The sequence below is a fragment of the Saccharobesus litoralis genome, assembly GCF_003063625.1.
Taxonomy (GTDB): Bacteria; Pseudomonadota; Gammaproteobacteria; order Enterobacterales; family Alteromonadaceae; genus Saccharobesus; species Saccharobesus litoralis.
Map to the genome: position 1 here is coordinate 719525 of NZ_CP026604.1, position 22985 is coordinate 742509.

16 protein-coding genes and 1 pseudogene are annotated in these 22985 nt (G+C 40.2%); 4 read left to right on the forward strand and 13 right to left on the reverse strand.

Going from position 1 to position 22985, the window contains the following annotated elements; translation table 11 throughout:
• Nucleotides 1-108: 108 nt before the first annotated feature.
• The 5 genes from C2869_RS02715 to C2869_RS02735 all read right to left on the reverse strand — a co-directional run bounded on the left by C2869_RS02715 (nucleotide 109) and on the right by C2869_RS02735 (nucleotide 3690).
• Nucleotides 109-1035: a histone deacetylase family protein gene (locus tag C2869_RS02715; RefSeq protein ID WP_108601490.1), complete on the reverse strand. Its 927-nt coding sequence runs from the start codon at nucleotides 1033-1035 to the stop codon at nucleotides 109-111.
• A 68-nt stretch (nucleotides 1036-1103) separates the two neighbouring features.
• Nucleotides 1104-1502 carry a ribonuclease E inhibitor RraB gene (gene rraB, locus C2869_RS02720; RefSeq protein ID WP_108601491.1) on the reverse strand — a complete coding sequence of 133 codons (399 nt, stop codon included), beginning with the start codon at nucleotides 1500-1502 and terminating at the stop codon, nucleotides 1104-1106.
• Between the two features lie 11 nt (nucleotides 1503-1513).
• A complete protein-coding gene (locus tag C2869_RS02725) occupies nucleotides 1514-2275 on the reverse strand; it encodes a 1-acylglycerol-3-phosphate O-acyltransferase (RefSeq protein WP_228710745.1) in 762 nt (253 codons plus the stop codon).
• A gap of 106 nt (nucleotides 2276-2381) precedes the next feature.
• The gene (locus C2869_RS02730; protein ID WP_159083998.1) at nucleotides 2382-2900 is read right to left on the reverse strand and encodes a hypothetical protein; all 519 of its coding nucleotides are present in this window, start codon (nucleotides 2898-2900) and stop codon (nucleotides 2382-2384) included.
• A 58-nt stretch (nucleotides 2901-2958) separates the two neighbouring features.
• Nucleotides 2959-3690, reverse strand: coding sequence for a tRNA1(Val) (adenine(37)-N6)-methyltransferase (locus tag C2869_RS02735; RefSeq protein WP_108601494.1), 732 nt, complete (start codon nucleotides 3688-3690; stop codon nucleotides 2959-2961).
• Nucleotides 3691-3990: 300 nt separating this feature from the next.
• Between C2869_RS02735 and C2869_RS02740 the strand changes: the two genes are divergently transcribed.
• The 3 genes from C2869_RS02740 to dctP all read left to right on the forward strand — a co-directional run bounded on the left by C2869_RS02740 (nucleotide 3991) and on the right by dctP (nucleotide 6829).
• Nucleotides 3991-4842 (forward strand): HDOD domain-containing protein, encoded by an 852-nt coding sequence (locus C2869_RS02740; RefSeq protein ID WP_108601495.1) that lies wholly within the window; start codon nucleotides 3991-3993, stop codon nucleotides 4840-4842.
• Nucleotide 4843: 1 nt separating this feature from the next.
• Entirely contained in the window at nucleotides 4844-5494 is a 651-nt protein-coding gene (locus tag C2869_RS02745) for a class I SAM-dependent methyltransferase (protein ID WP_108601496.1), read from the forward strand.
• Nucleotides 5495-5860: 366 nt separating this feature from the next.
• Entirely contained in the window at nucleotides 5861-6829 is a 969-nt protein-coding gene (gene dctP, locus C2869_RS02750; RefSeq protein WP_108601497.1) for a TRAP transporter substrate-binding protein DctP, read from the forward strand.
• Between the two features lie 711 nt (nucleotides 6830-7540).
• Here dctP and C2869_RS02755 read toward each other — a convergent pair.
• From C2869_RS02755 to C2869_RS02785, 7 genes and pseudogenes are all read right to left on the reverse strand, one after another.
• Nucleotides 7541-8509, reverse strand: coding sequence for a class 1 fructose-bisphosphatase (locus C2869_RS02755; RefSeq protein WP_108601498.1), 969 nt, complete (start codon nucleotides 8507-8509; stop codon nucleotides 7541-7543).
• A gap of 91 nt (nucleotides 8510-8600) precedes the next feature.
• Entirely contained in the window at nucleotides 8601-9686 is a 1086-nt protein-coding gene (fbaA, locus tag C2869_RS02760; protein WP_108601499.1) for a class II fructose-bisphosphate aldolase, read from the reverse strand.
• Between the two features lie 19 nt (nucleotides 9687-9705).
• Complete coding sequence (gene tpiA / locus C2869_RS02765; protein ID WP_108601500.1) at nucleotides 9706-10482, reverse strand: triose-phosphate isomerase; 777 nt, start codon at nucleotides 10480-10482, stop codon at nucleotides 9706-9708.
• Between the two features lie 638 nt (nucleotides 10483-11120).
• Nucleotides 11121-12410, reverse strand: a pseudogene (locus tag C2869_RS02770) (MFS transporter); the annotation flags it as partial.
• Between the two features lie 19 nt (nucleotides 12411-12429).
• Entirely contained in the window at nucleotides 12430-14736 is a 2307-nt protein-coding gene (locus tag C2869_RS02775; RefSeq protein ID WP_108601502.1) for a heparinase II/III domain-containing protein, read from the reverse strand.
• 10 nt (nucleotides 14737-14746) lie between these two features.
• Nucleotides 14747-17005, reverse strand: coding sequence for a chondroitinase-B domain-containing protein (locus C2869_RS02780; protein ID WP_408011885.1), 2259 nt, complete (start codon nucleotides 17003-17005; stop codon nucleotides 14747-14749).
• A gap of 87 nt (nucleotides 17006-17092) precedes the next feature.
• Nucleotides 17093-20380 carry a TonB-dependent receptor gene (locus C2869_RS02785; RefSeq protein WP_108601503.1) on the reverse strand — a complete coding sequence of 1096 codons (3288 nt, stop codon included), beginning with the start codon at nucleotides 20378-20380 and terminating at the stop codon, nucleotides 17093-17095.
• A 328-nt stretch (nucleotides 20381-20708) separates the two neighbouring features.
• Here C2869_RS02785 and C2869_RS02790 point away from each other — a divergent pair, with 328 nt between their 5' ends.
• On the forward strand, nucleotides 20709-21449 hold the full coding sequence (locus C2869_RS02790; RefSeq protein ID WP_108601504.1) for a FadR/GntR family transcriptional regulator: 741 nt from the start codon (nucleotides 20709-20711) through the stop codon (nucleotides 21447-21449).
• A gap of 549 nt (nucleotides 21450-21998) precedes the next feature.
• Here C2869_RS02790 and C2869_RS02795 read toward each other — a convergent pair.
• The gene (locus C2869_RS02795; protein ID WP_108601505.1) at nucleotides 21999-22790 is read right to left on the reverse strand and encodes a DUF2189 domain-containing protein; all 792 of its coding nucleotides are present in this window, start codon (nucleotides 22788-22790) and stop codon (nucleotides 21999-22001) included.
• Nucleotides 22791-22985 lie beyond the last annotated feature (195 nt).

The following is a 22985-nucleotide window of genomic DNA, read 5'->3' on the forward strand; positions in this document are numbered from 1 at the left end:
CGAAAAAATCGACCCGACAATAGCTCAACCATAAGGGTTAAATGCAAGAACTGAATGAAGGTATTCAACTAATTGAATACCTATTTTGTTATTCGGTATTTGGTAGCATTATAACTTAGCTAGCGCCTTAATATGCGCTACAACACTTCTGCCTAAAGCCGACAAGTTATAACCGCCTTCCAACATAGACACAATCCCAAGACAAGAACCTGTCCTGTCTTTGATTGCTCGTAGCTCACTAGACAGCCAAGCATAGTCAGACTCAGTTAACTGAAAATTGGATATATCATCTTCTAGGTGCGCATCAAAACCCGCTGAGATAAAAATCATCTCTGGCTGAAAAGCCGCTAATTTGTCGAGACAGCCCTTTTCTAGCGCCTCTCGCCACTGTTGACTAGTGCAAGGCGCTGCCAAAGGTAAGTTAACGATGTTTTCGCCGTAGGAGTGATACGTCGTCGCAGGAAAAAGCTTATCTTGATAAACCGAGCTGAACCACACTCTGGGGTCATCTTCAAAAATATCTTGCGTACCATTGCCATGATGAACATCAAAATCAACAATCGCAATGCGTTGTAAGCCATACGCATCCATCGCATATGCAGCGGCTACGGCAATATTGTTATAAAAACAAAACCCTAACGCTTGCTGACGTTCAGCGTGATGCCCAGGCGGGCGCACATTGCAAAATACGCCTTTAGCTTTCCCCAACATCAGTAAATCGACCGCTTGCACTCCCGAACCCGCCGCATATTGCGCCGCTAATAATGTTTTGGGGCTTAACGGCAAATCGTCACTGAGCATATTAATGCCTTGCGTTGGAACCTGTTCAGCAAGAGACGTTAAATACGCTTTATCATGCACACGTTCCAATTGCTGCGGTGTAACTTTTTTCGCATCAAGGTGTTGCACCCCAAACTCTAAGCCACTGGCAATAATTTGATTATTTATGGCATCTATTCGCTCAGGGCACTCAACAAACCAATCTGGCACCTTATGTTGACGACATTGGTGATGGCTAATAATGGTAAATGACATGGTTAAAACTTTCCTTAAAGCAAAAAAAATCGGGCGATATTGGCCCGATTTTTATAAAGATAACTTAACTATTTATCTTCATACTCGTCGTATTCGTCATTTTCATATTCGCCGTCATCATCAGGGTCGATAAATTCTGTACCCCAACCATCGTATTCAACGCCAAACTCTTTGGCTAATTCCGCCATTTGCTTAGTTTGCGCATTGATTGCTTCGACATTCAAAGGTGCCTCAGCTATTACATCAAACGACAAAATTTCAATATCATCGTCAGTAATAAACTCTTCGGCATCAGTTGCTTCAAAACCTTTTTTATAGGCAGCAACGGCGGCTTTCTCAAGTAAATCAAAATCTTCTGAAGAAAAATGATGCTCAATAACATAAGTCGCGTCTGGGTCGCTACCATCCTTAAGTAAGGATTCAACAACAAATTTGTTAAACGCCAGTGGATTATCATGAAATTCCATACTCTGTATCCTTAAGCCGTAATGCCTTGGTTAATTTGATCAACTTCTGCGTCAAGTTGCTCTAGCTTGTCTTTAAGTAAAGCATGATATTCATCAGCCGCCACTCGTGAATTTTTCTTTTGCTCTGCAGTCAGTTCGCGCGGCGCCATAATATCAATAATCACGGTACCATTATTCCAGCGGTTCAGTTTAATTTTACCTGTTGTGGTACTCATACAAATAGGCATCACCGGCACATTGGCTACGTTAGCCAATTCAAATGCGCCACGCTTAAACTTTAATAAACCTTTGCCATAAGAGCGCGTTCCCTCAGGAAACATCCAAACCGATACATTTTGCTGCGTGATAATATCTGCCGTTTGCTGTAAGGTTTTTTGCGCCGCCCGTCTATCGTTACGATTGATTAATATATTGCCACTTAACCAATATAACCAACCAAAAAATGGGATCCATTTCAGGCTCTTTTTACCTATAGTGACGCCACGAGGTGGTAACGCACCGCTAATTGTAAAAATATCATAACTGTTTTGGTGATTCGCAATAATCAAACAAGGTGACGAAGTCTCCGCCCCTGGCGCGCGCCGGATCAACAAATTAACGCCCAGCACTTTGGCCATTTTAGAAAAAGTTTGCGCAAAAAAATGTACGTTTTTAGGATTAAACGGACGAAACAAACAAAAAATAGTGCCAAAAACACCAAAGATAACCACAAATAAAGCGATTAGAATCAATCGAAATAATGCGAGCAAGGGATCCCTCAACAATCTAGCCATTACCCAACCATCATTATATTTAGAGAAATATGGGCAATCGCGTTTAAAATTTGCCGCGGATTATATACAAAAAATGAAGTTAACGGCAGGTACTAATCAAATTTTGTTATTCACGCTCTTTATCAAAATGTCCATTGTTTGGCCATTTTGCTTCATCACGTGCTGTTGCGGTTTCTTGACATTCGCCCCAAAAGTAAAAACTGTTAGCGGTTTCAACCTTGTCCAACTTAATAAATCCTTCGCGACAATAGGCTGCACTATTTAAATACAACTCCAACATTTGATCAAACCGACCGCTTGATACTTGATAACGTTGTCGCTGCTGGCGGCCGTTCATTGGTTGCTCACCGCCCTGTCTATCGCCTTTCCTATTACGTGATTGACGCTGATCACCTTTAATATCACGGGCAATTTGTTTATTAATTTGTGAGTTTAAATTTTTGACAGGTTTAACCTTATATAAAAACCACTTACTACCATCATCAGTAATTTTAGTTAAAAATTGCTGTCGATAATCGTTTGGATTAGGTTGGCTACTACAGCCAACAACAAGCAAGGTAATTAGGATTAAGCAAGGTGCAATGATATTGCTAACGCGCGGCTGATAGGGGAAAAAATTAAGCATGCTCGATTTCATATTATTATTGTGCAAAAGTAATATAGCGACAATAACAGCTAGCTATTCAAAAATTCAAATAAAAATCGCTGCACAGCGCTCGAAAGTCACAACTATATTGACCATTTTCGGCATGGATAACCAATTCAGTTTGCTCACAAGCATACGGTTGATTCGCTTCATTTAATCGAAACCGCAACAACACCCGCTTAGCCGACTTTTGTGCTTTGGTTTTAATACAACAATAAGCCACTAAGCTTAGATTAAATTGCTGCGCGAGCGCTAACATCTTTGTCTTACCGTCTGCTGGTATTACACATTCAAAATAGCCGTCTTGACTTAATAAACTCGCGACATTAGCCAATAAAGTAAACCAGCTAAGTTGGCCTGTATGTCTAGCTTGTTGGCGAGTCGCTTCAAACTCTTGCCCTGCAACAAAATATGGCGGGTTAGACAAGATAAGATCATATTTTTGTTGACTGCCCTGAGCCTCAACAAACGCCTGAATACTCTGCTGATAAACGTGAATACAATCTGACCACGGACATTGCTCAACGTTGCTTGTCGCCTGCGATGCAGCATCGGCATCTAGCTCTACCGCGTGAATACAAAATGGCTGCTGTTGCAAACTGAGCTTTTGCGCCAGCATAATGGCAAGTAAGCCACTACCAGTACCAATATCCAATACCTGTTGTTGAGAATGCGCACAACTCCAACTCCCTAATAAAATGGAATCGGTTCCCACTTTCATCGCACATTGCGTATCATCAATATAAAACTGCTTAAAGGTAAATGGCATAAAATGTTTAGCTCCACTTAGTTGCCGACAAGTCTTAAGTCCTTCCCCGTTAGAAAATGCTTACCCAAAACAGCTTGGTTCTGCTTGGCGTTTTTTGCCGTTTCTCTGGTTTAATGATTATCACAAAGCCACATTAGGCCACTATCAATTAATTTTATACTTGATTGATTAATATACAGAAAATATGACAATTTGCGTAAATTTAACGATTAAAGCGCATTATGCTAAATCGTACGTTTACAAAGTAAAAATTTTGAGTATGTTTAAACAGGTATTGTGAACTAGGTGATAAGGTAAATCATGATAGATATTGATGATAAGGTGATTAAGGATATTTCTAAAGGTTTTCAGATACCAGCTAAACCAGAAATATTAACTGAACTGAACGACATAATTAAATCGCCTGAACCCGACCTTAACGCCATTGGCGAACTGATTGCACAAGACGTAGCCACTTCGGCTGCAATATTAAAAACCATTAACTCACCTTTTTACGGCCTAGCGCGTTCAATATCTGATATTCGCCAAGCGGTGATGTTTTTAGGACTTGACGGTGTGCAAGCACTCGTTACAGCCATTCAATTACGCCAAGCCTTTGACCAAAGTAAATGCTGTATCTCGTTAGAACGCTTTTGGGATAGTGCATCGGAAGTGGCGCAAATAGCGACTTTTATCGCGCAAAAATTTAAAAGCCAAGTGGCGCTTGAAACTGTTTATACCTTAGGCTTATTTCAAGACTGTGGTATTCCTGCATTAGCAACTAATTACAGTGACTATAAGCGCATATTGGTTGAATCAAACAAAAATTATGAACTGAGCCCAACTGAACTCGAAGAACAAGCTTATAAAACCAATCACGCGGTTATTGGTTATTATTTAGCAACCAGTTGGCACTTACCTAAAGATATATGTCAATTAGTACTGCGTTCACACGACAGACAATATTTAGAATCAGAACAAGATGAGCGCTTACAAATTTGCTATTCCGCCGTAAAAATGGCTGAAAATATCATTTCGACTAATAAACGTTTTATCGCTTCACCTGACTGGCCGCATATCAAACACCATGTATTAGAAGTGGTCGACATTGAGGAAGATGAATACCAAGATATTAAAGACGACGTTGAAGAGTTACTAGAGGATTGGGATTAACTTGTCAAAGCTTGTCGCCCCTGAGCCCTGCCCTTTATGTCAAACGCAATGTGATGAGGAATTTAGTCGCGATAAAAAAAGGCCATACTTACAGTGCCCACACTGCAAGTTAGTGTTTGTACCTCGCCATTTCCACCTTAGCGCACAACAAGAAAAAGCAGAATACGACAAACATCAGAACCAAGCTGATGATATGGGTTATCGACGCTTCCTTGCTCGCACGGTAACGCCATTAATCAAACAGTTACCTAAAAATGCACAAGGGTTGGACTTTGGTTGCGGTCCTGGCCCAACCTTATCACTCATGATGCAAGAAGCCGACTTAGCCTGCGATAATTATGATCTCTATTATTTCAACCATCCCGAGCTTTTACAGCGCCAGTACGATTTCATTACCATGACGGAAGTCATTGAACATTTAGCCACACCAATCAACCAACTACAACAGCTTGACCAACTACTCAAACCTAGCGCCACATTAGCAGTCATGACAAAGCGAGTTCTAAGCGCTGATAAGTTTAAAAATTGGCACTATAAAAACGATCCAACCCATATTTGTTTCTATTCTATTGAGACATTCGAGTACATATCTGACCAATTTAATTGGAAATTAGACATCATAGACCAAGATGTGGTCTTTTTTGAAAAATAAACTTCACATCAATATAGTCAAAGCGATCAGGTTTTAGGGGAAGCCGTCAAGCTTCGAGTCCCCATGAGCATATGCTCTACTATGTGATTGGGGTGAGTAAGCGCTGACAATGAACCATAAGACCTGAGCGAGAAGACTAACTAACCAAAACGACTCTCCCCTTCTCAGCTACTAAGCAAACACTGCGCAACCCGACTAACAATAACTCTCGTAATATCAAACACTTATAAAAACAACCAAACAACATCAATAGTTAATACCAATTTCAAAATAAAAATAACCATTGGCTTTACATTAATATTTGACAAACAAATAAAAAGAATCCATCATTACATACCAATAGGTCTTACAAATCTGAGGTATCATATGAATGAAGTTTATGAAAGCCAAAGCTATGCCCAATCGCTGACGAATAAAGCTAGGCTTAACCTCAGGGTATCTGATGCTTTAACTGAACGGTTTCCCTCGGTCCAAGCATTACATGTAATGGCTAACGAAGTTGCGGAATTATCTAATGGTGAAATTCAACTCACCGTTATTGCCAATGGCGAACAAGGCGAAGAGCATGAAACACTCAAAAAGCTAGCCACAGGTGAATTAGCAATGACGCGAGTCAACTTGGCGCAACTTAACGACCCATGTCCAAAAACCTTGGTGATGAATCTACCTTTCATTTTCGATTCAAAAGCGCATTTGCACGCCTGTTTAGACAGTCAAGTCGGCCAAACATTACTACAGGCAATTAATGAAACCGGATTTGTTGGGCTCGGATTTTATGAAAGTGGAGAACGTCACTTTTATACTGACCGCCAATTTAATCACCCCGATGACCTAAAGGATGTTCAGCTACGCGTACCCAATTCCGCTATCTGGCATGCCATTGCCAACGCGTTAGAAGCAAAAATGATCTTAGCTGACATCCAAAATGTCGGGATCGCCTTACGACGTGGTGGGATAGATGCAGCTGAAAATAACTTGTTTACTTACTTAGGTTTAGAGCATTACCAATCTAGCCCTTATTGCTTATTGACCCAGCATGTAATGGCGCCTGACGTGTTACTTTTTTCAGGTGCTCTTTGGCAGCAGTTAAATAACCAAGATAAAAACATAATTCAACAAGCGGCACAAAAATCAGTAATGGCTAGCCGTGAATTTGCCGAGCAGTTTACCGCCAGTGCCAAAAAACAACTGATCCAACAAGGTGTTCACTTTATCGAAAATACTGAACAATCAGCTTGGATAGAAGCCTTACAGCCCGTTTATCAAGCATTTATCGGCGAAGAACAGCAACCGCTGTACCAACAAATTTTAGCGCTTAAAAACGCTGCGGTTTAATCGTCAAGCAAATTAAACCGCAATATTAGTTAGTGTGTGTGATACACAAGGACGTGTACTTTTTCGACTTAGGTCGACTTTAACGGAAATATCAACTTAGTGTGTGTACTTGATATCAGGATGTATCATTAAGGCGAGTCGTTGTATACGAATTCGACTACACATGGATGTGTAATTTTTTTCCCGTCAGGTTAGTTGTTGCTGTTAGCTTATTAACAAGTTTGCGCGATTAAACCTTTAACTTATACCACTGCCTTAGAGCAAGGTTTTAAACGATTAAATCTATAGTCATCCGTCAATCAATAAAGACAGGTTTACACCGGCATACCTTGTGCTAGCCGAAATAAATTTGGCCCTTGGATCTAATATCTAGGTTGCGAACCTAAGGCAACACCGCTACGGGAAGAAAATACGTAGCAACTCCGCTGCTATTGTCGAAATAAATTTCGACCTACATAAATGTAGGAAATGCCATTCAACAGTTAGAACGGCGACTAACAAAAGTTTATTTCCTTCATTAACAAAAAAGCCAGCGGCAATGGCTGGCTTTTATGAGTTGATCAGATAACGCTATAGTCAAAGCGATCAGGTTTTAGGGGAAGCCGTCAAGCTTCGAGACCCCATGAGCATATGCTCTATTATGTGATTGGGGCGAGTAAGCGCAGACAATGAACCATAAGACCTGAGCGAGAAGACTATATTTATAGCGTTTTAATCATAGTAGCTAATACAGGTTTCAACTTCGTTGGCTGAGCCCATTTGTACGGGTACGCGTTGATGTAACTCATCTGGCATAATATCCAGTATGCGTTGTTTATTGGCGTAAGCTTTACCGCCCGCATTTTCAATTAGCATCGCCATCGGGTTTGCTTCGTATAGTAAGCGTAGCTTAGCGGGTTTTTTCGGATCACGATTATCATTCGGGTACATAAATATGCCACCACGAGTCAATACTCGATGAATATCGCCAACCATAGCTGCATTCCAACGCATATTGTATCGCTTACCTAATGGCCCTTCTTCACCTTGAATCAAGTCGTTAACGTACTGAGTTGTTTCATCCGCCCAAAAACGGCTATTAGCCATGTTTATTGCAAACTCTTTGGTATCAGTGGGTACGCTAAGTTCTTCTTGAGTTAATAAGAAACCACCATGAGTTAAATCAAGTGTATAACAACGCGTTGGGCCGCCAGTGGTCATGACTAACATAGTCGCTGGACCATATAGTACATAACCTGCACAAAGCTGATTTTTACCCGGTTGCTGAAATTGCAATGGACTATCAGCCGGCACGTCATCACGCGCTGGATATATAGTAAAAATGGTGCCAATTTGACCATTAATATCGATATTAGACGAACCATCTAAGGGATCAAATGCAACAATGTAAGGTGCGCCTTGTGTACCGACTACCACGTTATCTTCTTCTTCAGAAGCAATAGCACGAACCTGATCATCAGCTAATAGCATGTCTTTAATTAACTGATTAGATAACACATCTAACTTCTTCTGGGTTTCACCTTGAATGTTTTCATCCAACGTTGAACCTAAAATACCTGACAATTCACCTTGGCTAACTCGGAACGCGATCTCTTTTGTCGCGGCTAGCACAGTTCGGATCAACATAATAAATTCTATGCTGACGCCATCGCCTTTAAGAGTTGGTATTAATCGTTTCATTTGCGCTCCCTTTTTTTAATTCTTGCTTTAAAAATTCTTACTTTTAAAATGTAAAAAGGGCTGGAAACCAGCCCATTTAAACGGTTTGCTGTTACCTGTAACGGTCTAAACAGTTAAGGTCTGCAAAAGACTGCTCTAAGCGGGCTACCATTGACTCTTCTGCTTTGCGTAACCAAACGCGTGGGTCATAATATTTTTTATTCGGTTTATCATCACCTTCAGGGTTACCAATTTGTCCCTGCAAGAAATCTGACTTTTCAGCATAATATTGCTTAATACCATCCCAAGATGCCCATTGCGTATCGGTGTCAATATTCATTTTGATAGCACCGTAACTAATGGCTTCGGCAATATCTTTAGGATCAGAGCCTGACCCCCCATGGAACACAAAATCAAGCGAATTATGGGGTAAGCCAAACTTTTCAGATACATAGGCTTGAGAGTTTTTCAAAATTTCTGGCGTTAATTTTACGTTACCCGGTTTGTATACACCATGCACATTACCAAACGACGCAGCAATAGTGAACTTATCGCTAACCGCACTTAATACTTCATACGCATAAGCAACATCTTCAGGTTGAGTATACAAAGCTGAGCTATCGATACCTGTGTTATCAACGCCATCTTCTTCACCACCTGTGCAGCCAAGTTCTATTTCTAACGTCATACCCATTTTGGCCATACGCGCTAAGTACTTTGCACATATTTCAATATTTTCTTGCAGTGGCTCTTCTGATAAATCAATCATGTGTGAGCTAAACAAAGGTTTACCGGTTTTTTCATAATGCGCTTCACCCGCATCTAGCAAACCGTCAATCCAAGGTAATAATTTTTTAGCCGCGTGATCCGTATGCAAAATAACCGGTACGCCATAAGCTTCAGCAACGGTATGAATATAATTAGCCGCGGCAACAGCGCCTAGTACAGCTGAACCTTGGCCTTCTAATTTAAGGCCTTTACCTAAAAAGAAGCCAGCTCCGCCATTAGATAATTGCACAATAACCGGTGAATTAACTTTAGCTGCGGCTTCTAGTACCGCATTAGCTGAATTTGTGCCTACAACATTAACCGCTGGGTAAGCAAAATTACCTTCGCGTGCTGCATTAAACAAAGTTTGAACGTCGTCGCCGGTGACGATGCCTGGTTTAATTGTGTCTTTCAATGTTGGTGTTGTCATGGTGGTTTCCCTGCTGTTGTTATAATGATTGGAGTTGTTCTGCATGCGAATTAGCATGTAAACAAATTTGCATAAAATGCTCAGGATCTAAGCTGGCGCCGCCAACTAATAGACCATCAATATCCGTTTGACTTAATAACTCATAAGCATTGTTTTTATTAACGCTACCGCCATACAGAATGTGAATAGATTCGGCTCGCTCTTTACCAAATAACACAGTTAACTCACTGCGAATATACTCGTGCACCAATTGCGCTTCTTCTGGTGTCGCGGCTTTACCTGTGCCAATTGCCCAAACAGGTTCGTAAGCAACCGCGATGCGTTTATCGCCTAAATCAAGGCCATCTAACGCGTCATGTAATTGACGAAATAAAACATCATTGGTAATTCCTGCTTCACGTTGCTGTAGATTTTCCCCTACACACAAAACGGGCATTAGGCCACTATTAAGCACACGCGTAACTTTAATTTTGCAGCTAGGATCATTCTCATGAAACATCTGACGGCGTTCACTGTGACCAATCAAACAAAGACTGCCACCAGCTTCTTTAATCATTTGAGCCGACGTTTCACCTGTGTATGCGCCAGATTCATACTTACTGACATTTTGTGTTCCGATCATGATCTCTGAATGTTGTAAAAAATTCAGCATGTCACGTAAATAAAGATAGGGAGGGCAAATCGCAATTTTTGCCGAAAAGTGCTTGCCAATAAAGGCTGCAACTGAAGTACATAATAAATCGATCCCGCCATTTAACTTCCAGTTGGCGATCACGATAGGGACACGTTTATTCATGGCTAATTTCCTGTTGGAACACTAATGTGGTTGCAGATACTAAGCTCGATACGACAGGATCCATTTTCCTAAATCGCACGCGAGCGCCTTCATCATCGTTGATGAAACCGTATACCCTAGCGTTTAAACACGGGTATTTATAACTTTAGTTCAACACGAACAAGCTAGCTTTAAATCTGTCCTTTATTGCTTGTGAGCCGTGTAAAGCTAAAGTCAAAAAATCTTTACTCTTAGTGTGTGAAATATAGCCTGTGCAAGGTTGTGTGAGTTGCCCTTGCTCAAGGTTAAATAACCTAAATTGTTTTGCTTTTTTGTATTAAAAATGATGTGTTGTGTGCAAATCATTTATAACCATAATTAACCTTATTCAGCCATTTGTCCACTAAAAAGTTATTAAAATTTAATTATATTTTTAGCTGTTTTCGCTCTTAAAAGTACAAAAAACAAACAGAAAAGTAGGCGAATGATAAAACGGCTTTAACGATTAAACTCGCTAAAAGCCGCTTGAATAAGGCAAAGCGGTTAGCCAATGTTATATTGACCAACCTTAAATGTTATACGAGTTACACGTTACTTGTATTTAACTCTTCGTCGTCGCTACCCTTCTGCTGAGGGTTGTTAGCTTGCGACTTTTTTGGCTTTAATGCCTCCACCTTAGGAATTAATAGCCAAATTGCAGCCATGGCTGTAATGGCTAAACTGGCACCAATAACAAATGCTGGCGTATAGTTACCGTCTGCCGTTAACCAAGGTACTAATGCTGTTAAGCCAACTGCGCCTAATTTAGCAGCCATACCAGCTAATCCTGCTAATGTACCTACAGTTTTACCACCATATAAATCTGCTGGTAATGTTTGTACGTTACCAATTGCCGTTTGAAAACCAAACAAGATAACCGCCATAATTAAAACCGCTGTTGTAGGACCACCAGGGTTAGCCATGGCTAATAATGAAGGCAACATGATCAAACAGCCTAGTGTAATCGTTAGTTTACGGGTTTTATCAACATTCCATCCTGCTTTTAAGCGGTTTTGCGCCAGTAAACCACCAAACCATGCACCAAACATGGCACCAACATAAGGAACCCAACCATAGATACCAATGGTTTTAACATCCATTTGATACACTTCGTTAAGATAAATAGGGATCCAGAAAACGAACAACCACCATATAGGGTCTATCGCCGCTGACGCTATTATTACACCCCAGCTTTGTTTACGACTTAGTAACTCACCCGTGCTTGGGTTGTACTCTTCTTCTTCGTTACCTGTTTCAGTTGAAGTAGGACGGCGTTGGCCGGTTAAAATATATTCACGCTCTTGCTCTGTGATCCAAGGGTGTTTACCCGGAGGCGCTTTAACTAAAACCATCCAAGGAATAAGCCACAATAAACCAGCAGCACCAACAATAATGAATACCATTTTCCAGCTAAAATAGACGGTTAAAAACGCAATTAACGGGATGGCAATAATACCGCCAATGGCCGCGCCAGAGTTGAAAATGCCTTGCGCTAAGGCGCGCTCTTTAGTCGGAAACCATTCCGCATTACCCTTGGTTGCACCTGGCCAGTTACCGGCTTCTGCTACACCCAGCACAGCTCGGAAAATACCAATACTTAACATACCTTGAGCAAAGGCGTGAGCAACAGTGGCTAATGACCAAACACCAATCGATAAAACAAAACCAATACGCGTGCCAACCCAATCGAAAATCTTACCAAAAATAGCTTGGCCGAATGCATAAGCAAAAACGAACACAATTGAGATATTAGCGTAAATCTGTTTACGCTCTAATGCTGATTCGTCAGGAAACAAATCTTCGACAATATCAGGCCACAGCACACTAAGCGCTTGACGGTCGATATAGTTAATTACAGTAGCTAGCGCAATCAGCCCTACCACCATCCACCTAAGGTTTTTTATTTTCATGCTGCTTTACTCCTAAATACTAAATTCTTTCAAAAAGCTGGAAGCGACTATTAAATTGATAGGTTTTATCGCGATACGAAAACTGTGCAGGCTCAGTTAATGCAATATCATGATTAATCGCCAATATAATTTGGCTATTATCAACTAAGGTTACGACAACAAACTCGATATTGCCCTGCTGACTGTGCTCAATATTTTGCACTGCACTGTAACTGTCTAAGGTATATTCTTTACTTGGGTTATATTCACCGTGTGGCTCTAACACACTAACAAAATTATGTTGTTTTTTGCCTTTAACACGAAAGATAAAACCATTTTCATTGCGCAAGTTAAACAGCGGATCATTAGCACCTATTTGGGTTAACATGACGCTTTCGCCATTGTTAACTGAACTATGAGTATAGAAGCGACCGTTGTCATTCAACCAAGTCAGTTGTGTCATGCTGCCTTTAGGTTGAGCGTGCGACTTTTTCCAAAGGTGCTGATAACCATTAGCTTTACCTAAAGCCGACAAGCCATTAGTAGTCGTTCCTAAATCAAAATTGCTATTAATAACATGTCCTTGGTAATGCACAGGTAAATCATACTGATGCGCTGAATCAGATTTAACATTCAGCAAATCAAAAACCAAAGACTGACTATTATTGTTGAAATTAACCAAAGCTAAAGTACGTTTAAATACAACATCGTCATAGGCTGTAGCGATTTGGGCCGATGCCAACTTAACCTGAGGCGTATTTTCAAAAAACAATAGTTCGGGATGGTTAGCATTCGCCACATCCAAATTCATATTAAAGTGACTGGTTTCGTCGACCACTAAGGTATTGTGCGCAACAGTTTGTTTAGCATAGGTTTCGTTTTCAGGTAGATAACGACCACCATACTTAGACTCAACATTTAAAAAGCGTGCTGCGCCATAATCGGTAACGACTTCTGCCCCTTTATCGTAAAACTGCCAAGTCAATTTATCAAAATGACCATGACCTAAACCTTGAGCGGTGGCTTTTAAAATGGCGGCCTGCTCACCTGCGACATTTTGGCGCATAATAACAAATGCCCCTTCATCGGCATTTTTACCGTCGCCATAGGCAATAGATTTAAATTGATAGGCTTGGGCTTTACCCGCTTCTAATGCTTGTGCCACTTTAAAACCATCGCCGGTTAGCAATATTTGATTCTGTTGCTGAGCTATGTCTAACAATCCAGCTTCAGCCGTTAGCCCATAAGCAATAGCCACGCCATTAACTAATTCTATGGTGTCGATACCTTTAGATTTAATCGCGTCATTGATTGGATAAAATAAACCGTTGTAGCTCAATTCAACGGTCGCTTTTATCGCTTTAAGCAACACGCCGTTACGGTATTCAAATATTTTTCTATTGGGTTCATTAACGTCAATAGCTTTAGCAAAAATGACAAATGGCATTAATGCATAGCGTTGATAATATGGGCCTTCGTTGTAATACCCCTCAGGCGAAAACAGTTCGTCCATTTGGCGTAAAAAGCCGCCCTTGCCTGATTTATCTAAATCCAATAAAGCCTTTTCAACCCAATCTTGTTCACCCAAAACATAGCCTGTTAACCCCACAGCGGCGGTGGCCCATGTTCCGTGATTATGTACTTTGTTAAACGTATGAGGTGATTGCTCAGATAAAAACAACGCGACGGGGCGCAAAGCATTCGTTTCTATATGCTTTTGATCTTGTTCATTAAGGGCTAACTTAACAAAGTCATAAGCTTGCGCTGTGTGCACTAACCAAACGGCTTCATTTAAACCTTGCCAAAACAAGCGCCCTTCATTGGCACTTTTACGCTTAGGGTGTAAAGGCAAGCTAGGGTATAAATCGGCATACTGTAACAACATATCACGCACAAAATCGGCGTACTTTTGCTGCTGAGTTAACTGATAAATAATCCCAGCTTGATACATTTGTGCATAATTTTTCTTGTGTCGTTCATGAGTATAGCCACCGCCTGCATCTTTAGGCATTGGCACATCAATTGGCTGACTTATCACCTTATCAATTTCAGCTTTTTGCTGTAAAAAGGCCGTTCTAAATAAACCTTGTGTTGCAATACCTTCACGCATAGCCAATACGTCTTGTGCAGTCACCACTAGTTTAGGGTGAGCAACTTCCACTTGTTTGACTAGGCTACTAACACCAGAGCTAGAGCTATCAGTAACAGGCTTTATATCATTGCCTGTGGTATTAGCTGCGGTGTTAGTTGTGGTGTTTGTTGACGATTGCTCGCTGTTACAACCCACAACTAAAGCTGTGCTGATTGCCAACCATAAAGATGTTATTAATTGATTACGCTTTAACATGCATCAGCCCTTACAACACTTTATTATTTTTTAACTGAGCAGTATGTGCACCACCCGTATGTAACTCAACAACACTCGGTGCTGGCGTAGCTTTAAACGAATTGTCTTGCACAACAGAAATAGGCTCACCAACGGTATGTTCAATCACCACACCGGCCGAGTTTTCAACTGTATTGTTAGCAATATTCGTAACCTGAACACCGTGTAAGTAAACGGCTGATTTCGACTTATTACGTTTACCTTTACCTACATTACTTAATACATTACCTTGCATATCAAGATGAGGGCCAAAGGTACTTTCATCACGGCCACCACGATAAATTTTAGCCAACGCACCTTGCACATCAGAAAACTGGTTATTGCTTAAAGTGACATATTCGGCGTTGTAAATACCTAAATCATCGGCCTCTTTATTTAAACGTAAAATGTCGCCGGTAATATTGTTAAACACACTGTTTTTAATGGTAATTTGGCTAGCAAAAGCACGAGCGCCTGAGTCAAATACCGAGAACGAATGATTTACATCTAAGTCACTGATTTGCGTGTCTTCAATGCTTAAACGATAGTTTTTATACATGCCCCACTTAGCAGTACGAATTAAAGCATTGCCAGAATAGTCTGGTGCTTCTTTACCATTAATTGTTAAGCCAACTAGGCGTAAACTGCCATTGTTGGCAATGACAAATAAACTGGTTCCTAAAAACTCAATCGTCACTTGCCCTTTAGTGGCAGCAACAATGCTAATCACCTTATCAAGCTGAATTTTTTTCGATTCAACATAGTGTCCAGCCGCCAAGCTTAATGTGTCGCCACTTTTTGCTTTGCTAAGCGCACTAAAAATTTGTTCGTAACCTGGCGTGACTTGTAATGTTTTACCTGAATCAAATGCGACTTCTGGCTCTGTTTTTTCATACCAACTCACACCTGTAGCTTGTTTAGCAATTGGCTTAAGCGATTTATCCGCACCAACACCGGTTAAATTAGTTGGATAAAGTAAGCCATTAGCCGCACGTTTAACTTTAATAACTTGATTGCTAAAACCCTGACTAATTTTAGGAGAAGATACTTGGTTATAAGCATTACCTTTAAAACTAATACCACTGATGTCGTCAAATAAACTGAATGGGTCTTGATTGTTTTGGTTAAAAACTAAGTTATTGCTAAATTGGCTATTAATCGGTGGGGCTGAACGCTCGGCATCGGCACCGGCAGCAAAATGAATATGATCTAAATTAATAAAGCTATTTTGCGTAATAGTGACATTATTCACTTGATGATAGCGGTTGATCGGTGAGTTAGGTACGCCATTCATTACCGTAAAACCACTACCAAAGCGATAGCCAGTTAAACCTTCCATATAATTATTGCGGATCATGTGTTCTGCGTTAATAACGCGAATACCACCGGTATGATCAACACCATTGCCAAAAAACACATTATTTTCAATGATATTGCCATTACCATGTCGCATGGTTAACGTGCCGCGAGACTCAAAAAACACATTATTGCGGACTTGGTTTTTACCCGACTTAATCGAGATAATTTCAACTTCACCGTTACAGCGATCAAAGTAGTTATTTTCAACCACGGTAAACGAATTAGATAGCGAGAAATGGCTAGTGCCAATACGCAAGGTTTCGCCACCATTTGAACCAAAGATAGGGCGAGGACCGAAATAGTTGTGGTCAATTTGGTGATAATTTTCACGGCTTTCTTCAGTATTTAACCGCACGGCCATTGTCACGCCTTTATTACGCTTGCCCACTAAATGGCTATGATCAAAACGATTATGTTTACCAAACATAGCCACCCAATAGTCCGCTTCAAAGCGATCAGGGTTAGAATAGTTATCAATGACCACTTGAGTCACTCGACTGTGATGAGCTAACAACTGTTTGTTAACACGATAGGCGATAACCTCACCGGTAGGCGTAAAGCCATTTTTAAAAACTAGGCCTTCAACGTGCAAATACTCACCACCTAAGCGCAGATTAGATTGGCCAGTTAATGTTACTTTACCTTTGGTTTGTGCAACCAAACTAATTGGCTTACCTTTTTTACCTTTTCCGGTAAACACAATTTCAAAATTACGCCACTCACCATTGGCTAACACAACCGTATCACCCGCTTTTAACGACTGGCTAACCTGTTGATATTCAGCTTGGCTTTTAACGAGGTATTCTTTAGCGCTGATTTCGACAGCAAACAAAGCGACAAATAGAAACGACCAAAGATAAGTAAACTGCATACGAACTGAGTTTTTAAACATGGATCTATCCAAATACAAAACAAGATAAGAAAAGAGGAGTACCCAAAAACACTGAGTACTCCTTAATGTCACTAACTAAAACAGGGTTTAGAACTTAGCTTTAACGCCGACGAACCATTTAGTGCCTGAACGTGAGTAATCAGAAATTATGGAATCTCCAGCTCTCGTTTGAACTTGAGGTTCATCTAATAAATTCAATGCTTTTAAGTTAATTGATACGTTCTTACTAACTTTATACTTAGCAGAAAAATCTAAATAATCTTGCTCTTGTACATATCGATGTGAACGATATGGGAAAGGCAGGTTATTTGGTTGGAAGTACTTAGAGCGATACTTATATAGTAATCTTAAAGTTACAGCATCACCTTCCCAATATACTGATGCATTAGCTACATTTTTTGAGAATCCAAACAAGTTCGCATCTGGTGCTAGTCCTAAATTAGCTTCTTCAGGCGTAACAAATGACGAATCAGCCCAGTTGTAAGCACCTTTAACGCCTAGCCCATCAAATGGAGCTGGTAACTCTGTAAAGTGCTTTTGTGCTGTTAACTCAAAACCTTTAATCGTAGATTTCTCATCTGAAACTTCAACTGTTCTGAATGGTTTCAATCCAACACTCGTTTCAACTCCATCAACAAAAACAAATGCTTCTCGCTCTTGTGTTAAGTTTTCCCAGCCACCTGTAAAATCTTTTTTGTATAACGCTAATGTTACGGCTGCATCTTCACTTGGGTAATATTCCAATGAAATATCGTAGTTAACAGCTGTGAAAGGTTGCATTTGGTTACCGTGTGCAGTACCACTGCCAACTACTTGATTTAAGTCATTTGTATAACAACCTGATAATGGTTCATCTTCTGCTTCAACCTGCACTTCACAGATAGAATAACTATTCCCTGCTGCCATGGATTGTAAAGAGAAACGAGATAATGATTTATATACAGACGTTCTTAACATAAACTCATCAGTTAAATTAAATGTTAAGTTTAGACTTGGTAATACCTCTGTATAATCTCCAGAGCGCGCAATAGCTGTAACGGCTGCTGCTCCATCTTCGACGCTTTCTGCTATTTCTGCTTTATATTCAAAGCGAGGATCATCAGAGTCTGTAACTTCAACAATTTCAGCCCACCCTTGTGATGAAGTTTCAGTTTTCACAACTCTAACACCAACATTACCAGTCACTGGGATATCTCCAATCTCAGTGTTTATATTGGCCATAAAATAAGCTGATGTCACATCTTCTTGTACGTCAACATCCCCTCCTGAACGACGATCGGCTCTTTCACCAATATCATAGAATGTCGGATTTCCAGTACCATTTGCTAATCCATTAAAAGCACCAATCATACAAAGTGCATCATAAGTCGCAAATGAGCTTGCATCACCAGCATCTTCTTGATCAAACAATCGATTATTTTGATGATCGTTCAAGCAATTAGTCTTTACATAAGCAGTCAATATAGAGCTTTCTAAAGCCCAGTTGTCATCAAAGTCATCATATTTATTGGGGTGTTGGTAATCATCTTCAATGTCGGTTTTATCATAATGTTGACCTGAACCATCTAGATGTAATGAAACCGCTGTATCGTCATCATCAAGCATAGTTTCAGTAGATAAACGAATTCCTGCTTTAACAGAACTAAATATATCGTTGTCTAATTGATATTCAGCATCAAATCTAAATGATAAGTTTTCATTTTCTCGGTGATCATGCTCACGTTTATATTCCATATAAGCTTGATTGAAAACTTCTTGTTCAGCAGGATCAGCAGCTAACCACTTACCGTCATCTAAGATAATTGGCGCACCATTTTCATCGTACTGATAAACGTAACCTTTTTGCGTACTTATAAATGAATCAATATTCGTAGGGTCGAATACAGTCGTTTGAACATCATCCATTGCACTGGCACCATGGATATATGCATCATGGTCATCAAAGTCATAAGTGGCTGCGTCGATAAACGTTAATTTAGGAACGTTAGTTCCTCTGTAATCCAACTCATAAAAATAACGATTTTTTGAGCCTAACTGACTACGCTGCTGCAAACGATAACGCTCACTGTATGAATAACCTAAATCAAATGACAGCTTTAAATCATCATTAGGTAAATACTCAACATTTAACCCAAAGCCCAAATAATCGTCTTTTTGATTACGCCAATCAGAAGCTAGGCGAGGTCTAGCAGCACCTTTAACATAAGCTAAAGCATGATCATCAGTAATCAAATGATCTTTCAGCATTAACCGTTGGTTATCTAGCTTCAACTCCATTCTTTTTTCTGTGTACTCAAGTTTTGAATATTGTGCGTCTAAATTAATATTCCACTGGTCGTTGGGTACCCATTGAACTGTAGCAACAGCGTTTGTACGTGTGTCTTCGTCTTCACCGGTACGCCAAGTTGAATTACTAGGTGTAAAGAAAATAGAGCTTTGATCAAATTGAGCTAGGTGATCTGGGTTTGATAAATCTATACCTTCACTAGAGTTTTGGTTAATGTCACCCATACTAACTAGCTGTCCTTGGTCATCACATTCATCAGCTTTATTGTTACGAATACTCGAAATAAGCTGACCATCCGCACTTCTTAATGCGCAAGCATATAACTGAGAACTATTGGTGTAATTTTCTTCAGGGTTAGATGTATCTTGATGATTTACACCTAAAGTAAATCCAAAATCGCCTAAACTATCAGTTTCAAACTGTTGAACAGTCGAAATTACAGCTTTACCGCCCCAAGGGGTAACATCACCTTCAACATCTTTGTAGTATTCATTGTAAATACCAGATAATTCGACCGTTGTTCTACTTTTTCCATAATCAACGGGACGTAAAGATGAAACCTCTATAGTTCCAGAAGTACCACCTTCAACTAGATCAGCTTGTTGTGACTTATATACAACAACTTTATCTACTAATTCAGATGGGAATTTTTTAAAGTTAACCGCGCGACCATCACCGGCGTTGGTAATAGTACGGCCATTAAACGTTGCGTACCCCCAGTATGAGCCCAAACCACGAATAGAGATTTCATTCTGGCTACCTTTTAAGCGGTGACCAGATGCACCCGACACATTTTCGATAATATCTGAAATAGACAAACCAGGTAGTTCACCGAAGTCTGACGCGGCGATAGCGTCAACAATTGCGACTGTATTTTTCTTCTCGTTTAATGAACGAGTCATGGTGCCGCGCATGCCTGATACTTGGATTACTTCAACTTCTTCATCTTCAGCGGCTTCTTCAGCGGCACTGGCGTTCATAGCGGTTGCTGATAAAGCAGTTAACAGTGCTGTGGTGTAGATTGTGCTTTTGCTCAATAACTTAGTTTCATGAGTCAACAATGCGTTGCTAATCTTATTTAGTTTCACCTTTCGGATCCCCACTCTGTTGTCTTGTTCTTATATTAGTTAATTTTTTGTTAATTTCGAGGTTACTCTTATTAACAGCTTGTATTAAAGTTAACCAAACGATATGACCATTGTCAAATAATTATTTGACCAATTTAAAAACCAAAACTATAAAAATGAATGACCAAACATTTTTAGCCAATGCTTTTTAGTTTTAGATATAAAACCAACACTGGTCTGACAAAAAATGTTCTTTGCTAAAGCTGTCAAACATAAGGTAAACTGGTCTTAAGGAGATTGGTCAATTAACATATCCAATCTCGCGTAAATTTTGAGGAAAGGTAAAAATATGAAAAATCGTCGTTTGTTTTGGCGCATCGTAGAAGAAATTGAAAACATGATTAATCGTGGTGATTACCCGCCAGGTAGTCGATTACCACCCGAGCGCGAACTAGCTGAGCGCTTTGAAGTTAGCCGTCCAACCGTGCGTGAAGCCATTATTGCGTTAGAAGTACGCGATATGGTTGAAGTTAAAACCGGTTCAGGTGTTTATGTATTAGAGACATCAGAGAAAGTACCTGAAGTGAAAAAAATTAGCGCCTTTGAACTGACTCAGTCTCGTGCATTAATTGAAGGCGAAGTCGCTGCATTAGCTGCAACGAGTATTACTGAAGAAGAGCTAGACGCTATCCACCAGACATTAGTTGATATGGAAAATGGTCATATGGAAGAAGCTGACAAAGCCTTTCATAAAATTATTGCCCATGCCACTCGTAACACAGCCATGATCATTACCGTTGAAAATTTATGGGAATTAAGATCCAGTCAGGCTGAAATTATTTCTGATTACGCCAGTGTGTGTAAAAAAGAGAATGCCGCGCAAACACTAGCTGAGCACACAGCTATATATAACGCACTTAAAACCCGTGATTCATCTGCAGCCCGTAAAGCCATGCATGAACATTTTAATCGCTTAATCAATGCATTATTTGATGCCATTGAAGCCAGAGCATTAGAAGAAGTACGCCGCAAAAACAGTGAAAAACGCGGCTTATATTCATTAGATAACCTAGTGAAAGCTCGCGCGTAATAAACCAAGGTCATAAAACTTAGCTGCTTACCAACCAACACAAACCAAGCGTCCCCTTTCCGCGTTTGGTTTGTGCTTGTCTTTAATTTTTTTCCACTCTCGTCATATCGTTTGCAATAAATAACAATCGCGACTTTGTTGTTTGTAGGCGAGACTTGGCTTCCAAGCCCCTACTTTTGGTAGTCTTGCTCTTTTGGGTTGGGTTTGCAGGTTCTACAAGCATAAATGCTCGTCTACACGGATTATGCTTACTGTTGTAGGCGAGACTTGGCTTGCAAGCCCCTACTTTTGGTAGTCTTGCTCTTTTGAGTTCTGCTTGCAAGCTCTGCAAGCATAAATGCTCGCCACAGAGAGAATGGTTTGCTGGCTCACAAGCATAAATGCTCGTACAAGAGAATGGTTTGCTGGCTCACAAGCATAAATGCTCGTCTACAAAGGGGGGGATTTACGGCCACATAAAAAAACAATTGGTTATACCAATAAATAAAAAAGCGACAATACAAACGCATTGCCGCCTTTTGTCTAACCGTTTTATCTTTTTAACTCAGTTTACATATATTTTCGCTCACGCTTAGTCGTAACAGCGTCTATGTATGCATGCCAACTTGCAAAACCGAGTAATGGCATAATCACTAAGAAGGCGAAAAAGTAAGTCACAAATCCAATGGCAACGCAGGCCAAAATAATAAAGGCCCATAGCATCATGACTCCTTTATTTGACCATACTGCATTAATGCTAGTTAACACGGCTGTCATTAAATCCACTTTGCGTTCTACCAATGTAGGTTGCGTAAAGGCACTAATGGTAAATACAAAGGTTGCTAAAATTGCACCTACGGCTGTGCCTACCGCCAAAAAGGGGATCAATTCTGTTAGGTCATCGCCCACATAAGGCGGATATAAGGCATGTATTATTGAGGCAACTCGTAACCAAAATATCATGGTCACTAATAATAATATGGCAAATGCCCATTCGTGCACACTATTACGATGCATAGCTTTAATCGAATGCCATAACGAAGGGGTATGACCTTTTTCAAATTCCCAAGCTGTATCGTATAAACCTGCGGCTAAAAAAGGCCCTAGCATCATAAACGCCACCAGTGCAGGTGCAATAACCAAGTGATTCTCAGTTAATGAAACTAGGTAGGTTATAAGCAATGGAATTATGGTAAAAACCAGTCCATAAAATAACGAAATTAGTGGCGCTTTAACCATATCATTTAGGCCAAGGCGTAACCATTTTATTGGATCACCCCAGTCTAATTCGTTACATGGGATCACACGGCCGAGATCATTGTCATGTAGCGCATTTTCTTCCTTTCTCATCGCGTGGGACATAAGCGTTTCCTCAATTTTTCTATCAATTTAGCGGATGTTAACGGGTTTTATATTGCTTCTTTTGTTGCCAACATTTCACTCTTGGGTGTTTATTTGACATCATTTTGAGCACTTTGGGTTCATCCTTGGTTCGCCAATAAATCATTAAAAGCGAGTTTCCTTTTATTAAGTATTGATGAAAATCAGGAATTTTGT